This is a genomic window from Shewanella putrefaciens, from assembly GCF_016406305.1.
Lineage (GTDB): Bacteria > Pseudomonadota > Gammaproteobacteria > Enterobacterales > Shewanellaceae > Shewanella > Shewanella putrefaciens_C.
In genome coordinates this window covers 3574784-3595163 of record NZ_CP066369.1, presented here as the reverse complement: position 1 = coordinate 3595163, position 20380 = coordinate 3574784, and the positions used below count along the sequence as shown (strand labels likewise).

Genomic DNA, 20380 nt, shown 5'->3' with positions numbered 1-20380 from the left:
GCCAGGTACGCTGGCGGGCGTGCAGCTTACAGGATCAGGCCCTTAAGTGCCATCGAATAAAGTTTATCTCCCCCAGCTGATGGCGTTATCGGCGGTATTAGGGCGGCCTTGGCCGGTCCTGTAAATCTGTCACTCTTTAGTGTAGTCGCATTAGTGTAGCGGTATTTAGCGATAGCTAATTTATCTGCCTGTCAGTATCTTGTTCAGGAGTTAGCGAAAGATCACGCTTATGTTGATTTGTTTGCTTTTAAGTTATTGCTCTTGGAGTAGAATAATCAACAGGTTGTAATGGTTTTATCCTTAAGTTGAAAAACAGGCATTAGCTAAGATAGCCATAGGGGGAAAGCGATTTGCGCTTGCCTACGGCCCCGTTTCTTTTTTAGGATAAAATTTCAAGAGATGATTATGCACCTCATTACAGGTGGATTATGACAGCGATACAGCACATTGAACGCCTTGCCCGTGAACGCAGTGAACAGGCCGTTGCCGTTATTAAAAACGTGCAGCAGATGTCAAACATTCCCATGCATGAGATGCAACTTGCCCTCAAGCAGCTCTTGAGTTGTGGCCGTATCGCGCTGCATTTTCACCCCGATAGAATCGATAGCCGTGGGCTCACTGTGGCCGAAGGTTTGCTGCGCGATGGCCAGTATCGTAGCCAGTTCGAAACCCATATCTCCAATGGTCAGTTATCTCCTGAGTTAGGTGGACCTAGGGATCACTGGGAAAATCAACTATTTGGAAATGTCTACAAGGGGACTAAATCGCGCCCTAAGTATGGTGCCCTAGATCTGGGCATGTGGCAGGATGGCCCAGCGCCACGTTTTGGTAGCTGTTATCTACTGACCCATCCCCATGTGATGGCACGCTCGACCTTTAGCTATCTTGATTCCTACCGCAACCCCAAAGAAAAGGGCACTCTGGCATGCTTCGACGATATTCTCGCCGCGCTGCTGACCGAGAGTTTTGAGCGCCACTATGCTTTGGGTAAAATCGATTTTAAGCCGCTGAATATTATTCATTACTTAGGGCATCAGCTTAATGCTTCCGTGCATTCTCGCTTCGAACGCCCGCTATCGAGCAATCTGGACCATTATATTGAGGCGCAGATCCACGGGGATGTTGCCCTCGATGAAGACATTGCCTTATTAGTCGCCGACGCCAGTTTTAAGGGCACAGATATTGGTGAAACCCTCGCGAAAATGTGCCGTAGATATGGTATTGAACTGCAATTCCACCAAGGGTTTAGGCTTCATACGGCCCAGATCCCCAGCGATTTTCGTGGGCCGACTATGCCATCTCTGGCGAGCCGGATTGCGATAGACGAGCAGGTGAATGCCTATCACCTTGGTGTGGCGGCAAGGGATCTATATCATTTTCCACAGCATTGGCGCGACCGTGGTAACCGTGCCCAGGTGGCCCACGAACTTAAATTGCTCTGGCATGTGTTAGTGAAATACGGCGCCCAACCATAAAACGGATTGGTTACTGAAGATCCAGCCCCAAGATTGTCCGCCTTAAGTTCCATTACCATAGGAATTTATTGATCTTTGTCTCATTTTTGTGAGTCTGATAGCAAAAGCCTGTGATGGGGTTTCATCTACCTTAGATGCCTGCGATACTGCGTCCCTATCGAAACTTTGAGCCTCTTGCAAGTTTCTTGTGTGGAGTGAAGCTCGCGTGCATTTTGACTATCAATTGAGCCATTTTTTGTTGGAGCACCATGGATAAGTCGTTAGAAAAATCCCTTCTTGTGTGGCTTAAGGCGCAAAAAAAAGCCTGCGGCGGGTTCCTTAAATTATCGGTATGCTTGGGAATGCTAAGTGCTATCGCCATGGTGGCGCAGGCCTTTATTATTGCCACTATTCTCGATGGCGTGATTATCGCTAATAAACTTCTTCCCCTTGAGGATGCTGCGTCGTCCGTTGCCATTAATGCCAGCAGTTATATCCCCCATTTGATGGCCTTGATTGGCTTAATCTTGCTGCGTTCATTGCTTGCCTATGGCCGTGAAAGGGCAAGTTTTGAGGCCGGGAAACGACTACGTGAACATATTCGCAGCCAAGTTTTAGATAAATTGACTCGGCTCGGTCCAGCCTTCATTAAGGGCAAACCCGCGGGCAGTTGGGCCAGTATAGTGCTAGAGCAAGTTGAAGATTTACAAGACTTTTACGCTCGATATTTACCCCAAATCACCCTAGCGGGTTTTATTCCGATTTTGATCCTTGCGGCGGTATTCCCCATTAACTGGGCGGCGGGATTGATCCTGCTGCTGACTGCGCCCCTCATTCCCTTATTTATGATCTTGGTGGGAATGGGGGCCGCCGATGCTAATCGTAAAAACTTCAGTGCGCTTGCAAGATTGAGCGGCCATTTTATGGATAGATTAAAAGGCTTAAGCACTTTGAAACTATTCCACCGTGGTGATGCGGAGCTTAAGGTGATCGCCGATGCTTCTGAGGAGTTTCGCAGCCGCACTATGGCGGTGCTGCGTATGGCGTTTTTAAGTTCGGCAGTGTTGGAGTTTTTTGCGGCCGTATCGATTGCCGTGTTAGCCGTTTACTTTGGATTCAGCTACTTAGGTCACTTAGACTTTGGTTACTACGGCGCACACGCCAATATCAGTTCGAGTGCTGCCCCTGATATGGGCGGCATTCCCTTTAGCCTCTTTACTGGGCTATTTATTTTGATTTTAGCCCCGGAGTTTTATCAACCGCTGCGGGATATGGGCGCCCATTATCATGCTAAGGCGCAGGCCATTGGCGCCGCCGAAGCACTATTGGTACTACTCGAGCACCCTGAGTCTGAAACTGTGGGGACAGTGCAGCTCGGGGAGCTAGACAGCCTGCGCGCAGAGGATCTTGAAGTATTTAGCCTCGATGGCACTCGTCTATTAGGCCCCTTAAGTTTTAGCCTCAAACAGGGCCAGCATTTGGCTTTAGTAGGGCCGAGCGGTGCGGGTAAGAGCAGTTTACTCAACGCCATTTTAGGTTTTTTACCCTACCAAGGCAGCCTACAGATTAACGGCCATGAACTGGCCTCACTCGATTTAGCCCATTGGCGTCGGCAATTGGCTTGGCTTGGGCAAGAGCCGCAATTATTCCATGGCACAGTGCGGGAAAACGTGGCCTTGGCCAATCCTTCAATGACAGATGAGCAAATTTGGCACTGGCTAGAGGCGGCCAATATCAAGGACTTTTTTAAGGCGCAACCACAGGGCTTAGCGTCCGCCGTTGGCGAACAATCCTCAGGATTATCCGTCGGCCAAGCCCAGCGGATCGCCCTTGCACGGGCTTTGGGGCAGGAGGCGCGTTTATTTGTCCTCGATGAGCCCACCGCCAGCTTAGATAGCCAGAGTGAGCAACTGGTGAGTTCGGCCCTAAATGCCGCCATGAAAGACAGCATGTGCCTGATGGTCACCCATAGATTAGACCTTTTAGATCAAATGGATACCATTCTAGTGCTGGATAAGGGCGAGATAGTGCAGCGGGGGGATTTTGCATCCTTATCTACAAGTGATGGGTTATTTCGAACTATGTTGCGTGAAAATGTTGAGTCTATCGCGGATATAGAGCTTGTGCCTTTAGATACGATCACCCAAGAGGGAACTTCATTCGATGGTGTTCGAGAACCGGCCAAAGGAGAGGCGCAATGAGAGTCTTAATCCCTTTTATCCGTTTGTTTTCCCGCCAATGGTTAATGATGTCCGTGGGCTTGCTGTTGACCATTATTACCCTAATGGCGGGCATAGGTTTATTGTCACTTTCTGGCTGGTTTCTTTCCGCTACGGCTGTCGCGGGTTTGACAATAGTCACGGCGCAGTCCTTTAACTTTTTCACCCCCGCGGGCGGGGTACGTTTTTTATCCATCGCCCGCACCGCCAGTCGTTATGGCGAGCGTTTAGCGACCCACGAGGCGACCTTTAAGCTGCTGACCGAGCTGCGGGTATGGGCGTGGCGAAAGCTTTTTCCATTAAGTGCCAAGGATTTACAGGGTTTACGCCGCGGCGATATGCTCAATCGGTTAGTGGCCGATATTGATACTCTCGATCACTTGTACCTACGACTTTTGACTCCCATGGCGTCGTCGCTGTTGATGACGGGGCTGTTGTATCTGTTTCTCGCTTGGTTTGATGTCAAGCTTGCCTTAAGCCTGTGTTTATTCTTAGTCGCCGTTTGGTTAGTGATGCCTTTGTTGTTTTATCGTCTTGGCCATGGGCCGAGCCGCAGCATGCTAGAGACTAAGCGTCAGTATCGAGTGCAATTGCTGGATATAGTGCAAGGTCAAGCCGAACTGAGCCTATTTGGGGCAAATGACCGCTATAGGCAAAAACTGAGCGACGCCGAAGTTGCGCTCTATCGCAGCCAAAGTGCGATGGCCAAGATCACCGCGCTGAGTCAAGCCATGCTGATCATTGCCACGGGGTCGGCGCTGATTATTATGTTGTACCTTGCGGCAAATGGGGTGGGTGATGCTAAGCCGCCCGGGCCTATGTTTGCGCTTATGGTGTTTGCGACTATGGCCTGCGTGGAGATGATGATGCCGATTGCGGGGGCATTTCAGCATTTATCGGGTTGTGTGCTTGCGGCAACGCGGATTAATGGGATCACAGAACAAGCATCCGACATCTTATTTTCGGCGGATCATTCCCTTAGGGCGACAACGGGAGCCCTAGCCATCGAAGACATTCATTTTGCTTACAATGAAAATCAAACCGTGCTGCGGGGATTATCACTCGAGATAAAGGCGGGGCAGAAGGTTGCTCTGCTTGGTCCAACAGGATGTGGTAAATCGAGTCTATTGGCGCTGATTACCCGTGAATGGCAGGCGCAGCAGGGGCAAATTCGCCTCGATGGACAGTTAATCACTGAGTACAGCGAGCGCGCGTTGCGGGAGTCTATGACTGTGGTGAGCCAACGGATTTATTTGTTTGCAGGCACTCTGAGGGAAAATTTGGCCCTCGCATTGCCAGTGGTTGAAGGTCAAAAGCGCACCGCCCAGGATGCGCGCTTTATTGATGTGCTTAAGCGAGTGGGATTGGGTGCCTTACTCGCGCAGGATAAACCGCTGGATATGTGGATTGGCGAAGGTGGCAGGCAATTATCCGGTGGTGAGCAGCGCCGTATTGGGGTAGCAAGGGCTTTGCTGCGAGATGCGCCGCTGCTATTACTGGATGAGCCAACCGAAGGGCTAGATAAGCGCACCGAGCGGGAGATTTTAAGTTTACTGTTTGAATTCGCTAAGGATAAAACCATGCTTATGATTAGCCACCGATTAACGGCTATGGCTAAGATGGATCAAATCCACCTGCTGGATGGCGGCAAGATAATGGCATCGGGTAGTCATCAAAGTTTGATGCAAAGCTGCCCAGCCTATCAGGCACTTTACAATCGCCTTGGTTAATCGCCTGCCGAGCTAGAGTGGCATCAAGTCCTTTTGGTCAGGTATCCAGATTAACTTATTGATAGTATTGCGAGAACGCTAGGCTATTCGCTCGAACTAGCCTAAGCGTTGTGAAAAGGCTAAATAACGTTTTACTTCATCCTCTGGGAAACGTAATTCTTCCCCTTCTTTAATACTGCTAAGTAAATTTTCCCGCGCGTAACGCTTAATGGTGGCGGGGGATTTATCGAGCAACTTACAAACTTCATCTAAGGTGAGCAAATTATCACTCATAGCAAGCTCCCAAGTGTTGGTTGGAAAATAACTAGATGAGTATAGAACAAGAATGAGACTGCAATCCTAAGAGACTGCAGTCTTAACGGGGCTAGGATTGTTGGCGTTTAGCTTCACGGGTTTGGTATTCGACACCTAAGTGTGCTTTGGCCGCAGTGATCGCTAAAACGGCGCGGGATTTAAATTCACGGCGGTATAGGGTGATCACCACAAAGAGGCTGGCCGAAATAAAGAGGATGGGATGGACAAACCAACAGAGGACCGCCATCGAGAAATAGTAAGCCCGTAGGCCATAGTTATAGGAGTGAGCCGCTTGATCTTGTACCGTGGCCATCTGCCTTGCATAGGCTTTGAGATTGTCATTTGAGCCATCGGCATCCAATGGGCCTGCGCCAATCATCACATTGACAAAGCCGTATTGGCGCATCGACCAAGTAAACTGGAAGAAGGCCATCACAAAAATCACCACTAATAGGGCTAATTTCACTTGTACCAGTGAATGATTGGGTGGCGTCGCATAGGGAATCGTGGCTATCACAGCTTCGAGGCGCTCGACTTGGGCAAATAAGGTTAACACCCCCGCGAGCACAAACAGCGTGGTCGAAGCAAAAAAGGCAATATTGCGCTCAAGGTTTGCCAGTAACGCTGCATCCCCTACACGCACACCGCGGGTCATCACCTCAAGCATCCAGTAAATTCTATGCTTATGCAGACCCCTAGCAATACAGTCGGTATTCTTCGCCTTACGCCGGGCAAAGGCGGTATAGCCAGCCCAAGCCACGATAAACCACACCAATGCAGAAATATCTAACAACGAAAATGTCATAGTTACCTTATGAAAGTGACCTTGAAAAAGTGACCTTGATAAAATGAAAATCAATCGAATGATTAAAGGCTGATTATGAAGGTTTTTATCTTCTAGGCGCAATCCCCTAACATCACTTTGAAATCCATCTTATTCACAATTTGAAGCCGCTCACATTGGTGTTGAAACCTTTCGCTTGGTGAGACTTAGTTTGGGAACGTGAGCTAAAAAGTTAAATGGGTAAGTGTGTTGTTTCGCTGAGAGAGAGTTATTATCGGCATCAGGTCAAACATAGGAGTGAGGCCAATCATGGTACTGACTCGACGACACGCAGCTAGTCCGTCCGTGGATGCTCGACCGCCCCGTCCATGGGGCGGACGGTCGTCTCGTCCATCACCATGGTTTGCCTTTCGAGCATCAGCATAATCTGCTGATTTAATAGATTATAGTTACTTGATGTGGACGATCACTTTTATGGTAATACTTAATTACTCTAAACCCTTCATAAACCTAAAATTGAGTTATTAATAACTGAACATCTAAACATTTTACTATAGGGATTCATTAAATTAGTGCGGGCGTTATGTGAACACGCCCTTATAACTCTATATCAAACTATGCTGAATTGAGCGATTTTCAGTAGTTTTGGGTGTTAACAGCAATATATCGCCGATGATAGAAGATCTATTGTGTCTGCTAACCATAAACACATTCGGATCTTCGTCGAGGATTTGTCTGTTCAAATCATATTTTGGATTATCTAAGTCTTTTTCTTTGTCATAGATAACTATTCTCGGGATTGAGTAATCTTTTGCATACCCCATTGCTAACCTTGAGCCGCTGTCATTGCCAACATCATTTTTAGCGTAACTGGCAGCCAGAACTATTGAATTACTATAAAGTGCTTGCAATCGATCCCTTTCCTGATACCGCCCAATTAACTCACTCTTAGATTTTGCACTAGTCAAGTATTCAGAAATCAACAAACCATTCTTTTCAACTATCTCCTCAGCTAAGCTGCGATTTTTTGCTGGCAGGATGTCATTTAGTGGTCCGGGAAGAATGGCTATAGTGCGCCCCATAGAGTCAAGAGCCTGTCTATGCGCAATAGTATCGCAACCCAAAGCTAAGCCACTTACTACTACCGCCCCATTTTCCACTATCTCAGCAACAAGCTCCCTCTCGACCGTCTCTATTTCTTGATCGGGACTTAATAAACCGATGACTGCGATATTTTTGCTATCTACCGCCAGAAGAGATAGATCACCACGATAAAAAATAAAAATTGGTTTTTCGCTATTTTTCACTATGCCTCTATGCGGGGGAAAATCATCGTCGCCTATAGCAACAACACCATCCACTACATATTTTGACTCAGCCAGCTTAGTCTTTAGCATAGCTTTTTTTCGATTGAATTCATCTAATGTAATTTGACCCGTTTCTTTAGAGGAATAGTTCAGTAACTGTACGATTTCTATATCGGTCTTAGGCACAGAAAGATTTTTTGTGATCCACGCCTTCCCTATACCTTTGAAAGTCCTAGCTGCCATTACATTAATAGCATTATCTGTAAACTTCATAATATTCTGCCTATTAAACTTTACCCACTGCATAAAAAGTTACTGTGCGAGCCCTTAATTTTAATAAGGAGTTAATGGCGTCCTCATCGACATTGACGCCAGGTGTGTATATGTCGTCGATAAGTAAAATATCTTTACCTGCAACATTAGGCGAAATATCACAGGTATCCTCTAAAATTCCTGAATAGGGCTCCGCTCCATCATTTGTATAATTTGCGACTGGATTACGGAGGTGTGTAGTTTTCGTGTTGGTATTACGGCGTAAATAGCTAGTTCCATCAACAAGACCTGGAATTTGACTAACGACTGTCTGCACTGTTGAACGAAATAGTTGCTGATTGGCATGGTAGGATGCTTCGGCTTTTGCTCTAGGGATGACACACACTACCATTTCTTTATAACCCAACGACTTAAAGATTATCGGCAGATCTGCTTGAAGAGTATGTTTTAATTCCTGAACGGCTAATTGTAACTTTGCCTGTGAGAAATCGTTGAAGGTATTTTTCAAGTCATTGAGATAGTTTGGATTACCAGGGTTACCCATCCTAGTGTATGACACATGAAAGAATGCCGTAACCTTAATCGATAAGTAATCATTGGCGAAAATTTCAAATTGATTCATCACAATCCCTCGGTTCAATAAAAATTTTTTGAATATTTTTTCTTGGCACTCCAGCCCTTACAGCATCTTCAATACAGATATCATCATCTTCAAATATAAAAATATAATCTGGGATTGCTCCTGTTAATTTAATAGCGCTCTCGTATTTATTTGACGAGTCGCTCTGGTTAGTATCTTCCCAACATATTAGTCGAGCAAAGTCGTTCAGTACATTGTGATGCTTCAGAATTTCTAAGGCTCTTTTCCCTCGACATCCCGTTACCAAGATTAGCCGATTATTCTGACAACACCCTTTGACTAAGTTTGCCAGCTCAGTATTCAATCTAGTTTCTGATATAAATTCCATGAAGTACTCTTCCTTAAGTGCAACAATGGTTTCTAATTGAGTAGTCGTTAGTGATGGAGCTAGTTCCTTTAAGCTCTCCCGATTGAGCCTTTCATTTGTGAATTCAATATCGAATATTCCACAATTCGTACCTACATCTATAAGTGCCCGTTTGTAGGATAGAAAGTTGGCATAATCGGTATCAACCAGAGTACCATCCATGTCGCAGAAAATCGTAAACCCAAGAGGGATTTCAAGATTGGCAATATGCTCATGCTTTAACTCGATACTCATTGCACGCAGTCCTTACTCGCATAAGGTTTTAGTATTTATGTGCGCTGCTGTTTGCAGGGGCATAAATAGCTTGTTGGACTTGGCCGCTGCCACATCCATGTAAATGGGTATAAATGATGCTATAGGAATTTACTTTTTTGCGGTAGCGATTTTTTATACAGTTTAGAGGGTAATCACTTGATATCGTTTCAGCTTTATCATTCTTTTAAGCTCTCTTTTGACTAACTAATGCGCGTGGTTCACTGCATTCCAGCCCAGACTCTGGCTAACACTCACACTAATGACGGGACATCTCAGCAGGCATAACTCTCTTGGAGAACTTTATTGAGACATCCATTGTTAAATTTAGCGACAGGTATACTCGGGAATTAACGAGATTAAGTACTTGCATGGAAGTGACCGTTGGCGGCAAGGATGCCGCCGTCGAGCCCTCAGGGATGAGTTTACGGCGTGTCACTGGAATGCAAGTACTTAATCTTTTAGCGAATCAGAAAAGAGATAGGGCATGCATAACTTTTTCGATGTGAGAAGTTAACTCTGCTGTCACGGAAGTTCATCGATCCTTTACTAAGTAACAGCTGGGCGTTGAAGAAAATAGTGTGAGCTCGGCAGGTCGTTCTAGTGCATTAATGAACTTCACGAGATCTTGTTGTCATGAATGATATCAGCGATCATTTCTCGAATTGAATTTAGGTATAAGCATTCATTAGCAAATAAAAAAGCCAGACTCAGTCTGGCTTTTGTTTAATACTCACTGGTGAGCAAGATTATTCTTCGCTATCGCCCAGAGACAGCAGAGTCGCGTTACCACCGATGGCGGTGATGTTGTTAGTGCGGGTCTTTTCGGTCACAAAACGGGTTAAGTAGTGTGGGCCGCCGGCTTTAGGGCCAGTTCCTGATAGACCTTGACCACCAAAAGGTTGTACGCCCACTACGGCACCGATTTGGTTACGGTTGATGTAGACGTTACCGACATTCACTTTATCTGCCACTTCAAGGGCATGGCCTTCGTTACGACTGTGGATGCCTAAGGTTAAGCCAAAACCTGTGCTGTTTATCTCATCGATCACTTTGCCAAGATCGGCGGCTTTATAACGGATCACATGCAGGATTGGGCCAAAGTGTTCTTTCTCAAGCACTTTAATCGAATCGATTTCAACGGCGGTTGGCGACACGAAGTGGCCATTTGCAGTGCCTGCTGGCAGTGGCATCTGCTTGATAAGCTTACCTACTTGCTTGATATGGTCGATATGCGCATCAAGGTTGGCTTTGGCGGTGGCGTCAATCACTGGGCCTACGTCGGTTTTCACTGAGCTTGGGTTGCCAATGACTAATTCATCCATAGCGCCTTGCAGCACTTCGATCACGCGATCGGCGATATCTTCTTGCAGGAAGAGTACGCGCAGCGCTGAGCAGCGTTGGCCTGCACTGGTGAATGACGATGAAACCACATCGTTCACTACTTGCTCAGGTTGCGAGGTTGAGTCCACCACCATGGCATTTTGACCGCCGGTTTCAGCAATCAAAGGAATAATCGCGCCTTCGCGGTTTGCAAGTGTACGATTAATCAGTTTTGCCGTGCCAGTCGAACCGGTAAAGCAGACGCCACCGATACGCTCATCGGCGGTAATGGCAGCGCCGACAGTTGCGCCGGTTCCGGGGAGGAATTGCAGCACGTCGCTTGGAATACCTGCTTGGTGAGCAAGTTGCACAGCGCGGTAACCAATAATCGAGGTTTGCTCCGCAGGTTTTGCGATAACAGTGTTACCCGCCGCTAGGGCAGCAGACACTTGGCCTAGGAAAATCGCCAATGGGAAGTTCCATGGGCTGATACATACGAATACGCCGCGGCCTTGGAGGAAGAGTTCGTTTAACTCACCCGTTGGGCCTGGGAGCAGTTCAGGCTTTGCCATCATCTTCTTGGCTTGTACTGCGTAGTAACGGCAGAAATCAACGGCTTCACGCACTTCATCGATGCCGTCTTGAATGCTCTTACCCGCTTCACGGGTACAAAGCGCGATCAATTCTTCGCGGTTTTCTTCTAATAAATCCGCCAACTTTTGCAGTGCAGAGGCGCGAACTTCAACCGGCGTGCGTGCCCAAGAAGTGAATGCCGCTTCGGCGGAAGACACAGCTTGTTCTATGGCCGCTTTATCTGCAAAGGCGACTTGACCCACGGTTTGAGTGGTGTCAAATGGGCTCACTATAGTCTTGTGCTCACCGGTTAAGGTGTTGCCGTTAACCAGAGGACCCGCTTGCCATTGGGTATTTTGGAATTTTTCGAGGGCCGCGAAGAATGGCTCAGATTCGGAAATAATGTTCATATTGAGTCCCTTGGAATTTTTGCGATCGCTACCGAAAATATCGGTAGGTAAAACGATTTTGTTGTTAGCCAGGGTTTTGTAGCCGGTCAATGTCTTTAACGGATGCACCACTAAGGACTCGATTGGCGTTTTAGGATCGACTAGCTTGTGGACGAACGAAGTGTTCGCGCCGTTTTCCAGCAGGCGACGTACTAAGTAAGGCAGCAGATCCTTATGGGCGCCGATAGGCGCATAGATACGCACCGCTTTCGCGCCAGCTTCCGACAGAATAGTGTCGTACAGTTCTTGTCCCATGCCGTGTAGGCGCTGGAACTCGTGATTACGATCGCCCGCCATATCGGAAATGGCAGCCACGGTTTGCGCGTTATGGCTGGCAAATTGTGGGTAAATCGCGCCGCGAGTGGCGTCAGATAACAAGTAACGGGCGCAGGCTAAGTAAGAAACGTCGGTACCGGCTTTGCGAGTGTAGAGTGGGTAAGCGGCTTCACCCGCTTGCTGAGCCCATTTAAGTTCGCTATCCCAGTAGGCGCCTTTCACTAAGCGAACTGGGATTTCATCCCCTTGATCTTTCGCGAGGCGAGTCAACCAAACTAACACGGGCAAGGCACGTTTAGAGTAGGCTTGTACAACTATGCCGAGTAATCCCCAGCCTTTAGTGGCTTCAGAATTAAACAGTTTTTGGAATAATTTTAGCGATAGCTCAAGGCGATCGACTTCTTCAGCATCGATAGAAATACCGATGTTTAAGCCGCGCGCGAGTTTAATTAGGCGGATAACGGTATCGTACAGCTCAGTCAATACACGGTCTTCGTTGGCGACTTCGTAACGCGGGTGCAGCGCCGATAATTTGATGGAGATTGTTGGGCGCGGTGACTCGTTTTCATTATAGTTTTGAGCGCCTAACTCTGTGATTGCATTGGCGTAATCGGTAAAGTATTTTTCGGCGTCTTTACGGGTTAACGCCGCTTCGCCCAGCATGTCGTAGGAATGGGTATAACCCAGTTTACGCTTGTCTTCGCTGTTCTTGAGCGCTTCTTTCATAGTGCGGCCCAGCACGAACTGCTTACCCATGATCTTCATCGCCGCCATCATGGCTTGACGGATAACGGGCTCACCGAGGCGATTCACTAAACGGCCCAATAGGCTACTTGGGGTGCCATCGATTTTTTTATCTAAGCTGACAATTTTACCCGTGAGCATTAGGCCCCAGGTTGATGCGTTAACGAGCACAGAATCACTCTTGCTCATATGTTCATCCCACTTAGCGCCTGATAGTTTATCTTCAATCAGCGCATCGGCGGTGGCGGCATCGGGAATACGTAACAGGGCTTCGGCTAAACACATCAGGATAATGCCTTCCTGTGTTTCTAAGCTGTACTGTTGGAGGAAGGCGTCGATGCCAACCATTAAGCCTTTTTTCTCGAATTGACGAACCTTGTTGACCAGTTCGTGGGCACGACGAGTGACGCGCTCTATGGCTTCATCACTGGAGGGTACTAGTTTGATTAACTCTGACAAGTATTGTTCTTCATCGACAATGTAGTTGTCGGTGACGGCTCTGAACAGTTCGTCGAGATTGGCAGAGTTGTATCGGCCTGCCAGCACTTCACTCGCTTTGAACATAGTAATCGCTTCCATCTTGGCCAATTATCTTGGCGCTATTGTTGAAACAAAAATGGGGGGCGCGAAACGCATTTGATATTTTGTATACAATATGAAGGTTTGCGCGCGCAGATTATACAACCAAAATGTGACGGACAACACTCTAGCGTAGAAGAATGTGAAGAATGTTTAACTGGGACGTAAATGAGTTGATGTAACGCTTGATTGACAAAAAAGCCAGTGTTTGAAAACACTGGCTTTTTAGAGGAATAAATCGCACTGAGGCGTTAAATCATTACATCCAGCGTTTCTTGTTTCTGCGCTGTGGTCTAGGCAAATAAACTAAAATCACCCCAATAATTAAGCCTGCAGCCGCGATCAGCCCTCCTTCGCGCCATAGGGCAAATTGAGCATCTTGGGCGCTACGGTCAACGGCTACTTTGAGACTATCACGCTCCTGCGTGGTTTGGCTCAGCATGGTTTCGGCCTCGTTTAACTTGGCTTTGAGCTCAGCGATTTCATCGGTATGGTTATCCTTAGAACTTAACACTTCTGCCAGTTTCGCTTTTGCTTCGTTTAGCTCATTTGTCAATGTTGACACTTGCTCACGAAAACTTGGGGTTGAACTGATTAGGTTGGTCGGCACCCAACCTTCACGACCTTTGTGATCGATTATTTTTGAATAATCGCCCTGGGTTTCGCCCAGTAAGCTAATAGGTTGTCCCGCTTCAATCGAACCCAAAATACGATAATCAGTACCTGGGCCATTGAGAATATAAAGAAACACGTTATCCGAGATGTAGCGGGATTGGCCTTCGGCCAGCAGGTTGGAAGACAGTAACATCATTCCCACCAGAGTCAGGAGTCTTAACACTTTTGTATTCTCATCAACGAAATAGTGACCACATGCTAGGGATTTGAGGCCTGTAATGCAAGAGGGAAGTCCTAGACTTCCCTCAACTTTGCCGCATCCATGCCTGCTATTCCTGTATTGTCATGCATTTCTATGGCGAACGTGCCATAGAAGTTCTCATTCTTCTTAGTTAAAGATGCCTTTAATCATAAAGAAGAAGATGATGGATAAACCCGCACCCGCAGGTAAGGTGACCACCCAAGAGACCACGATATTACGTACTACGCCGATGTTAATCGCCGCGATACCACGGGCCATACCCACACCTAATACCGCACCTACTAAGGTTTGAGTCGTAGAGATAGGTAAACCTGTACCAGAGGCGATAACCACAGTAGAAGCCGCCGCTAACTCAGCCGCAAAGCCACGACTCGGGGTTAAGTGAGTAATGTTTTTACCAATGGTTTGCATCACGCGCTTACCGAAAATCGCCAGACCCATGACGATACCTACGGCGCCTAAGGGTAAAATCCACCACACTAACGGAGACTTAGAGGCAATCTCACCGCCGCTGTTTACTACTGAAACCACAGCAGCTAAAGGACCAATGGCGTTAGCCACGTCGTTTGAACCGTGGGCGAAAGCCATACAACAGGCGGTGACGACCATGAGGATCGCAAACACTTTTTCTACGTTGGCGAACATAGTTTGGCGATTGGCTTTTTCACTCATTTTCAAACGCGAAATGGCGATTCTGCCGAAAATGCCTACGGCTAATGCGACCACACCCGCGAGCATATAAGCATCAACACCTTTAATACTGATACCGACATGGCTTAAGCCCTTCAAAATCGTGACTAATGCCATGATAAAGCCCGCAAATGCCATGTAGAAAGGCACATAGCGTTTAGCATTGCTCAATGGATCATCGGTATTGAAGATTAACTTTTGTGTACTCTGGAATATGGTAAAGGCAATAAAACCCGAAATGGCAGGGGTAATAATCCAAGAGCCAACGATGCCGCCGACTTTATCCCATGAAACAGATTCACTACCCACGCCCACAGCGGCGAAGCCGATGATCGCGCCCACAATAGAGTGGGTGGTAGACACAGGCCAGCCTAAGGCCGATGCTACGACTAACCAAATCCCTGCGGCTAACAGTGAGCCAATCATACCGTAAACCAGTAATTCTGGTGTTTCGGTGAAATAGCTAGGATCAATAATCCCGTTACGGATTGTACTGGTGACTTCGCCACCCGCTAAATAAGCGCCTGCAAATTCAAAAATCATAGCGATAATAATCGCTTGTTTAATTGTGATTGCATTTGAACCTACAGAGGTTCCCATCGCATTGGCGACGTCATTCGCGCCAATACCCCACGCCATGAGAAAACCAAATGCGGCCGCAACGGCAATAAGCCACGGGCCGTTGGTGACTAAGACGTTAGCCACCTCAATACCTGCATCAACCATATTGATACCTTGATAACCTTATTTATTAAACGCGAGCCAGCATAAGCTCAAGACGTGACCCGACGCGTTCGGCGAGGTCCGCAAGACCACCGACCCATTCAATCGTTTTATAGAGGAACATCACATCGACAGGATTCAATTCTGATTCCAGGGCGAACAGCTGACGGCGTAACTGAATTTGTAAATCGTCAGTATCTTCTTCGATGATATCGAGCTCGTTGATCATTTTGGCCACTAGGTCGACTTCACGACCGCGGAAACCCGTTTCTAATAGATCTTCTAGCTCGTTAATGACTTGTTGTGCCAGACCTACCGCATCAATACAGCGTTGTAGATAGGCAATAAAAGGCACTTGCATGACCTGAGGGATAAGCAATTGACGGCCGATAACACGACCAGAGATGTCTTTTGCTTTATTAGCGATTTTATCTTGTTGAGTTAATAGTTCCAATAAATCAGTACGTTCTACCGGCATAAACAAACCGCTTGGCAGAGTGAGACGAATTTCACGTTTGAGTGAATCACCTTGCTTTTCGGCTAAACTGATTTGCTTACGTAGTTGAACTGCATTATCCCAGTTGCCTGTGATAGTGGCTTCAAAAAAGGGGACCAGTAACGATGCGCAATCGTAGACCTTGTCCATGTGCTCTTGAAGAGGCTTAATTGGCGATTTTGCAAACACGCCCAAAATAGAGTTTACTGGCATTGCCGTTTACCTATTTAGATTGTTCCATGATTGGAAAAAGCGGGCGCATGTTAACCTATGCGTCCGCGTATTGAAACTGTGTTTTTTGAGAAAAAATCACAGCTATATTCTAACGGGTTCTATACCAACTTCAAAACCAAATCCTAAGGGATTTTTATGACACATTTGTGACATTATGAATTAAAGATGACACATGGGTGAATGTTTGATGACAAAGTGAGCGATCGTGCAATGAATGCTGAGATTGAATTAAAGCTGTTTTTCCTGCCACAATACCAAGAATCCTTGATAAATAAGTTAGATAGCCTCGATAGCTCCGTACCTCAAGGCAAACGTCGTTTAGCAAATGGTTATTTTGATACACCCGACCTCCAGTTACGTCGCTGGGACATGGGATTGCGGGTGCGGGGTTACGATGAGCATAAAGAACAGACCATAAAAACCGCAGGACAAGTGGTCGGGGGGATCCATTCCCGGCCTGAATATAATGTAACCATTCAAGCGGATAGCCCAGATTTAAGCCTATTCCCAGCCACAATTTGGCCAGCGGCTGCAGATATTGCCGCCGTCCAAGCTCAGTTGAGTTGTGTTTTTCACACCGATTTTTATCGCCGTACTTGGCATGTTGAAATTGACAAAAGTGTGATCGAAGTCGCATTGGATGTTGGGGAGATCACCGCGAATGGACAGCATGAAGCCCTATGCGAGTTAGAATTTGAATTACTCAGTGGTGACACTCAAGCACTGTTAACCCTAGCGCTGCAGGTGGCGAATGCCGTTCCCGTGCGTTTAGGTAAAGCCAGTAAGGCGCAGCGCGGCTATCGACTTGCGGGTAAACAAAAGCCCTTAGCGCTTAGCGCGCTCGAATTTCTACCGCTGCCAACGCCAGTGGATATGAATCTACACCAACCCTATCAGCAAGAACTCACGACCACCTGTCAGGTGCTACTCGAAACCGCGCTCGAGCGTTGGCAACTGCTTGAGGGCATGATTACGGAGGAGGTTGATAACGAAGCGTGCATCGCCCTTTGGTGGCGGATGCGGGCCTGTATCCGTTTACTGCGGATGACCTTAACCCAGTTTGATTTGCTCGATGCTACCTTGGCGCAGCGGTTTATGGATATCGAACCTCAGTTAGATTTTATTGAAAAGGCTCAATCGCTTACGGCTTTGCTTGGTAGTCAAAAGGCTTTAGTGAATAGACTCACTGAAAGTCGCACATTAGCACTGCAACTGCGTGCTCAGTTGGATGAACTTAAGCTCAGCGAGCAGTTACCTTCTCTTTGGCGACAAGTGGAGTATGGTCAATTGCAATTGGCGATTGTCGACATTCTACTCAATATCAGTGCGGGCAATATTCCCTTAAATGGTGAGCTGGGGTTACAGCAACATGCCGATAGGGCTCAGCAAGCCTCATGGCAGGCTGTTCTCGATGCTATGCCTTTAGATAAAATTCTGGGGGGCGATGATTACCTAGGGTGTGCAAGGCTATTGGATGAAAGCATTCAAGTGGGGCAAGCCTATGGCGCGTTATATGAGGCTAAATCCCGTGACGCTTTTCGTGCCCCTTGGCAGGACATAGTACTTGGGATCAAAACCTTAGCCTGTTATCACACCTTAAACGGGACGGCCCAGCAATTGGGAATGGATTTAAGTGAATGGCTTGAGGACAAACAGCAAAGCTTACTCTTCGCCTTGGAATCCTCCAGACAAAATGCGCTGCAGCAAACGGTCTATTGGTAGTTTAATTGTGACGAATAGGGCCCAAGGAGTGGGCTCTAGTGTTTTTTATCTTCTAATGCCTGTTTTAGTTCGGCAATTTTAGCCAGCATTTGTGCTTGATTTTGCTCCATTTGTTTTTGACTCTCCTCCATCCTCGCTAGCGCGACTTCTAACTCTGACTTGATTTCGGCCTTATGGGCGTCTTGGCGTTCCTGTCTCTCGGTTTCATCGGGCGCGACAAATACCGATGCCATATAACCTGAAATCACCCCGAAGAAGCTGACGCCACTCACGATAACTATGCCGCCGACGATATGGCCTGCGGTGCTGACCGGGTAATAATCCCCATAACCTACGGTCGAAATAGTGACTAAGGCCCACCAAATGGCTTGTTCGGCGGTTTGAATATTCGCGCCTTCGGTGCCGCTTTCGACGAGTAAAATAATGATTGAGGCAAAGGTGAGGATAGTCACCATGGCGACCAATAGGCTAGCTAAGGTGGTTTGTTTACGCTGTTTTATTAGAGGTAAGAGTAGGGAACGGCTCATGCGGATCAGCCGGATAACCCTGAGGATTTGGAATACTCGGGCGATACGTAGGGCTTCAATTGCCGGAATACTGGCAATAAAATCAATCCAATGATGGCGCAGATAATAGGTTTTATCCCGGGCTCGAAACAGGCCAATAAAAAAATTAGCCATGAAAATCAAGCAAATGGTCGTATCAATAAAAAACAGTAACCGATAGGTTTCACCATCGAGGCGACCAAAGGTCATAACCAGCACTATGACCACAGATAGCAATGATAACAACATCATAGCTAGCTCGAAGGGAGAAGGGCCACCGAGCGTACGGAGTGACCAAGGGGTTTTATCAGTCATGCTTAACATGATCCCTGTGTTGTGCGGTAAGTCGCTAAGGTAAAAGACTTTACCCTATGAGTAAATTAACTTTGTGATAAATGATGGGCTATCACTTGGGTATTAACTGCACTACATAATGACCATAGCCAGACACTGCCCTCGCTCATTTTTTATCGACGAAGTGCACTAAATCATCTAGAACTCGGCGCTTAATTTCCAATTGCGCATCGGCACTAAGGCCATATTTTTCGGCGAGTTGTACATAGTCTTCGGCATTGAGGGATACGGTTAAGCGTGGACGAGTCGGGCGTTTTGATACGCTGAGGCCTAAAATGGTACGGATTTGATCCGAAGGGCTCACACCCGCATCCAGTGCCGCTTTACGGATAGAGTATTGAAATTTTTCATCGAGATCGAATGCCACTTGCGTCGCCTTGGCGGCCTGTTGATTCTTCAACCATTGTTCTGGAAGTGGGTTTTTCGTTTTGCTCATTACGTATTACCTATTGCTATCAACCATTTATATCACTAACTATAGCGAGACTACACACTGAGATTGTATTTAGGAACTGTATTCGCGATGATCTTTGGCGTCTTTGGCGTCTTTGGCGTCTTTGGCGATTGTATTTCGCTTAGCGATAAAGTGCGAGCCTCGCACTTTATCTTATTCTAACCACTACTTACCAGGCCAGTAGTCTCTAATGTCTGTGATTGGTCTATACAGGGTTAATACAACATCGGTATCGCCACCTTCGTAGACTTCAACTTCCAGCGCGCGGCTCTCGTCATCATCGAGTAAGAGATAATATTCAAAGGGTTCACCCGTGGCACCATTGGCATCTTGGGGCGGCTTAAGATTGCGGTAATCTTCACGGTGAAAGTAACCAAAGGCGGCAAAAGTCACTTGGTGGTACTGTTTCCCAAGCCATTGCTCCAGTTGACTCGCGATATCTGCGGGTAATTCCTGGGTCAGTAGTGCGGCATGGCCTGGCTCATCAAACAGAGTACTAAATTGCTCCAAATCGAAAATCTGTTCCACCTGGGAGCGAGAAATCTTTAAGGAGAAGGCGAGGTAGGTTTCATCGTCCTCTTCAATGCTTAAATAAATGGTGTCACTGCCATGGCCCTTGAGCACCCATTCTGCCTGCTGACGGCGTTCAAACTCATAGGTGTTGACGGCTTCGACCTTAAGCTGTTGGCCGCGTAATTGTGCGGGCAAAGCAAAGCTGTTATCGATGGAGATCATATCCCCCACATTGAGCGCTGATGGGTGATTGAGCTCGCGCTGTGGGGGCGCTTTTTTGCCAAAAATACTGTTGAAAAATCCCATATTCACTCCTAATGACGGCGCCCGTGTGCGGCAAAATCCAATACGGCCTAGCTCGCCATAACGGCATAGTTAGCCATAACGGCATAATTAGTCATAACGACATAGTTAGCCATAGGCTGCAAAATATCACGGGCTAAGATCCAATTGCGAATAAAGCAAAAAAATGCCGAGCTCAATAGGGGGGTGATGATCCCATTGAAGC

General features: G+C 47.1%; 16 protein-coding genes. 4 read left to right on the top strand and 12 right to left on the bottom strand.

The window, feature by feature from the left end:
* The first annotated feature begins 428 nt into the window (after nt 1–428).
* The 3 genes from JFT56_RS15675 to cydC all read left to right on the top strand — a co-directional run bounded on the left by JFT56_RS15675 (nt 429) and on the right by cydC (nt 5403).
* The gene (locus tag JFT56_RS15675; protein ID WP_198780941.1) at nt 429–1475 is read left to right on the top strand and encodes a DUF3626 domain-containing protein; all 1047 of its coding nucleotides are present in this window, start codon (nt 429–431) and stop codon (nt 1473–1475) included.
* Nucleotides 1476–1723: 248 nt separating this feature from the next.
* Nucleotides 1724–3655, top strand: a complete 1932-nt coding sequence (gene cydD / locus JFT56_RS15670) for a heme ABC transporter permease/ATP-binding protein CydD (protein WP_198780940.1) — start codon at nt 1724–1726, stop codon at nt 3653–3655.
* Nucleotides 3652–5403 (top strand): heme ABC transporter ATP-binding protein/permease CydC, encoded by a 1752-nt coding sequence (cydC, locus tag JFT56_RS15665; protein WP_198780939.1) that lies wholly within the window; start codon nt 3652–3654, stop codon nt 5401–5403. The genes cydD and cydC overlap by 4 nt, the downstream gene beginning before the upstream one ends.
* Before the next feature lie 96 nt (nt 5404–5499).
* Here cydC and JFT56_RS15660 read toward each other — a convergent pair whose 3' ends face one another.
* The 9 genes from JFT56_RS15660 to JFT56_RS15620 form a co-directional block, all read right to left on the bottom strand.
* Complete coding sequence (locus JFT56_RS15660) at nt 5500–5676, bottom strand: helix-turn-helix domain-containing protein (RefSeq protein ID WP_198780938.1); 177 nt, start codon at nt 5674–5676, stop codon at nt 5500–5502.
* 91 nt (nt 5677–5767) lie between these two features.
* A complete protein-coding gene (locus JFT56_RS15655; protein ID WP_198780937.1) occupies nt 5768–6502 on the bottom strand; it encodes a DUF599 domain-containing protein in 735 nt (244 codons plus the stop codon).
* Nucleotides 6503–7086: 584 nt separating this feature from the next.
* Complete coding sequence (locus tag JFT56_RS15650; RefSeq protein WP_198780936.1) at nt 7087–8061, bottom strand: DNA-processing protein DprA; 975 nt, start codon at nt 8059–8061, stop codon at nt 7087–7089.
* 13 nt (nt 8062–8074) lie between these two features.
* The gene (locus tag JFT56_RS15645) at nt 8075–8683 is read right to left on the bottom strand and encodes a hypothetical protein (RefSeq protein ID WP_198780935.1); all 609 of its coding nucleotides are present in this window, start codon (nt 8681–8683) and stop codon (nt 8075–8077) included.
* Nucleotides 8670–9302: an HAD family hydrolase gene (locus tag JFT56_RS15640; protein ID WP_198780934.1), complete on the bottom strand. Its 633-nt coding sequence runs from the start codon at nt 9300–9302 to the stop codon at nt 8670–8672. The genes JFT56_RS15645 and JFT56_RS15640 overlap by 14 nt, the downstream gene beginning before the upstream one ends.
* 767 nt (nt 9303–10069) lie before the next feature.
* A complete protein-coding gene (putA, locus tag JFT56_RS15635) occupies nt 10070–13264 on the bottom strand; it encodes a bifunctional proline dehydrogenase/L-glutamate gamma-semialdehyde dehydrogenase PutA (protein WP_198780933.1) in 3195 nt (1064 codons plus the stop codon).
* A gap of 259 nt (nt 13265–13523) precedes the next feature.
* Nucleotides 13524–14072, bottom strand: coding sequence for a TIGR04211 family SH3 domain-containing protein (locus tag JFT56_RS15630; protein ID WP_198783605.1), 549 nt, complete (start codon nt 14070–14072; stop codon nt 13524–13526).
* A 195-nt stretch (nt 14073–14267) separates the two neighbouring features.
* Nucleotides 14268–15557 carry an inorganic phosphate transporter gene (locus JFT56_RS15625; RefSeq protein WP_198780932.1) on the bottom strand — a complete coding sequence of 430 codons (1290 nt, stop codon included), beginning with the start codon at nt 15555–15557 and terminating at the stop codon, nt 14268–14270.
* A gap of 25 nt (nt 15558–15582) precedes the next feature.
* Nucleotides 15583–16263, bottom strand: coding sequence for a TIGR00153 family protein (locus JFT56_RS15620; protein ID WP_007645532.1), 681 nt, complete (start codon nt 16261–16263; stop codon nt 15583–15585).
* Nucleotides 16264–16494: 231 nt separating this feature from the next.
* Here JFT56_RS15620 and JFT56_RS15615 point away from each other — a divergent pair, with 231 nt between their 5' ends.
* Nucleotides 16495–18006 carry an inorganic triphosphatase gene (locus JFT56_RS15615; RefSeq protein WP_198783604.1) on the top strand — a complete coding sequence of 504 codons (1512 nt, stop codon included), beginning with the start codon at nt 16495–16497 and terminating at the stop codon, nt 18004–18006.
* Nucleotides 18007–18041: 35 nt separating this feature from the next.
* On the opposite strand, the gene JFT56_RS15610 is transcribed toward JFT56_RS15615, so the two are convergent.
* The 3 genes from JFT56_RS15610 to JFT56_RS15600 all read right to left on the bottom strand — a co-directional run bounded on the left by JFT56_RS15610 (nt 18042) and on the right by JFT56_RS15600 (nt 20178).
* Nucleotides 18042–18866 carry an ion transporter gene (locus JFT56_RS15610; protein ID WP_198780931.1) on the bottom strand — a complete coding sequence of 275 codons (825 nt, stop codon included), beginning with the start codon at nt 18864–18866 and terminating at the stop codon, nt 18042–18044.
* 145 nt (nt 18867–19011) lie between these two features.
* Entirely contained in the window at nt 19012–19341 is a 330-nt protein-coding gene (locus JFT56_RS15605) for a hypothetical protein (protein WP_007645538.1), read from the bottom strand.
* Nucleotides 19342–19524: 183 nt separating this feature from the next.
* The gene (locus tag JFT56_RS15600; RefSeq protein WP_198780930.1) at nt 19525–20178 is read right to left on the bottom strand and encodes a hypothetical protein; all 654 of its coding nucleotides are present in this window, start codon (nt 20176–20178) and stop codon (nt 19525–19527) included.
* Between the last annotated feature and the right edge of the window lie 202 nt (nt 20179–20380).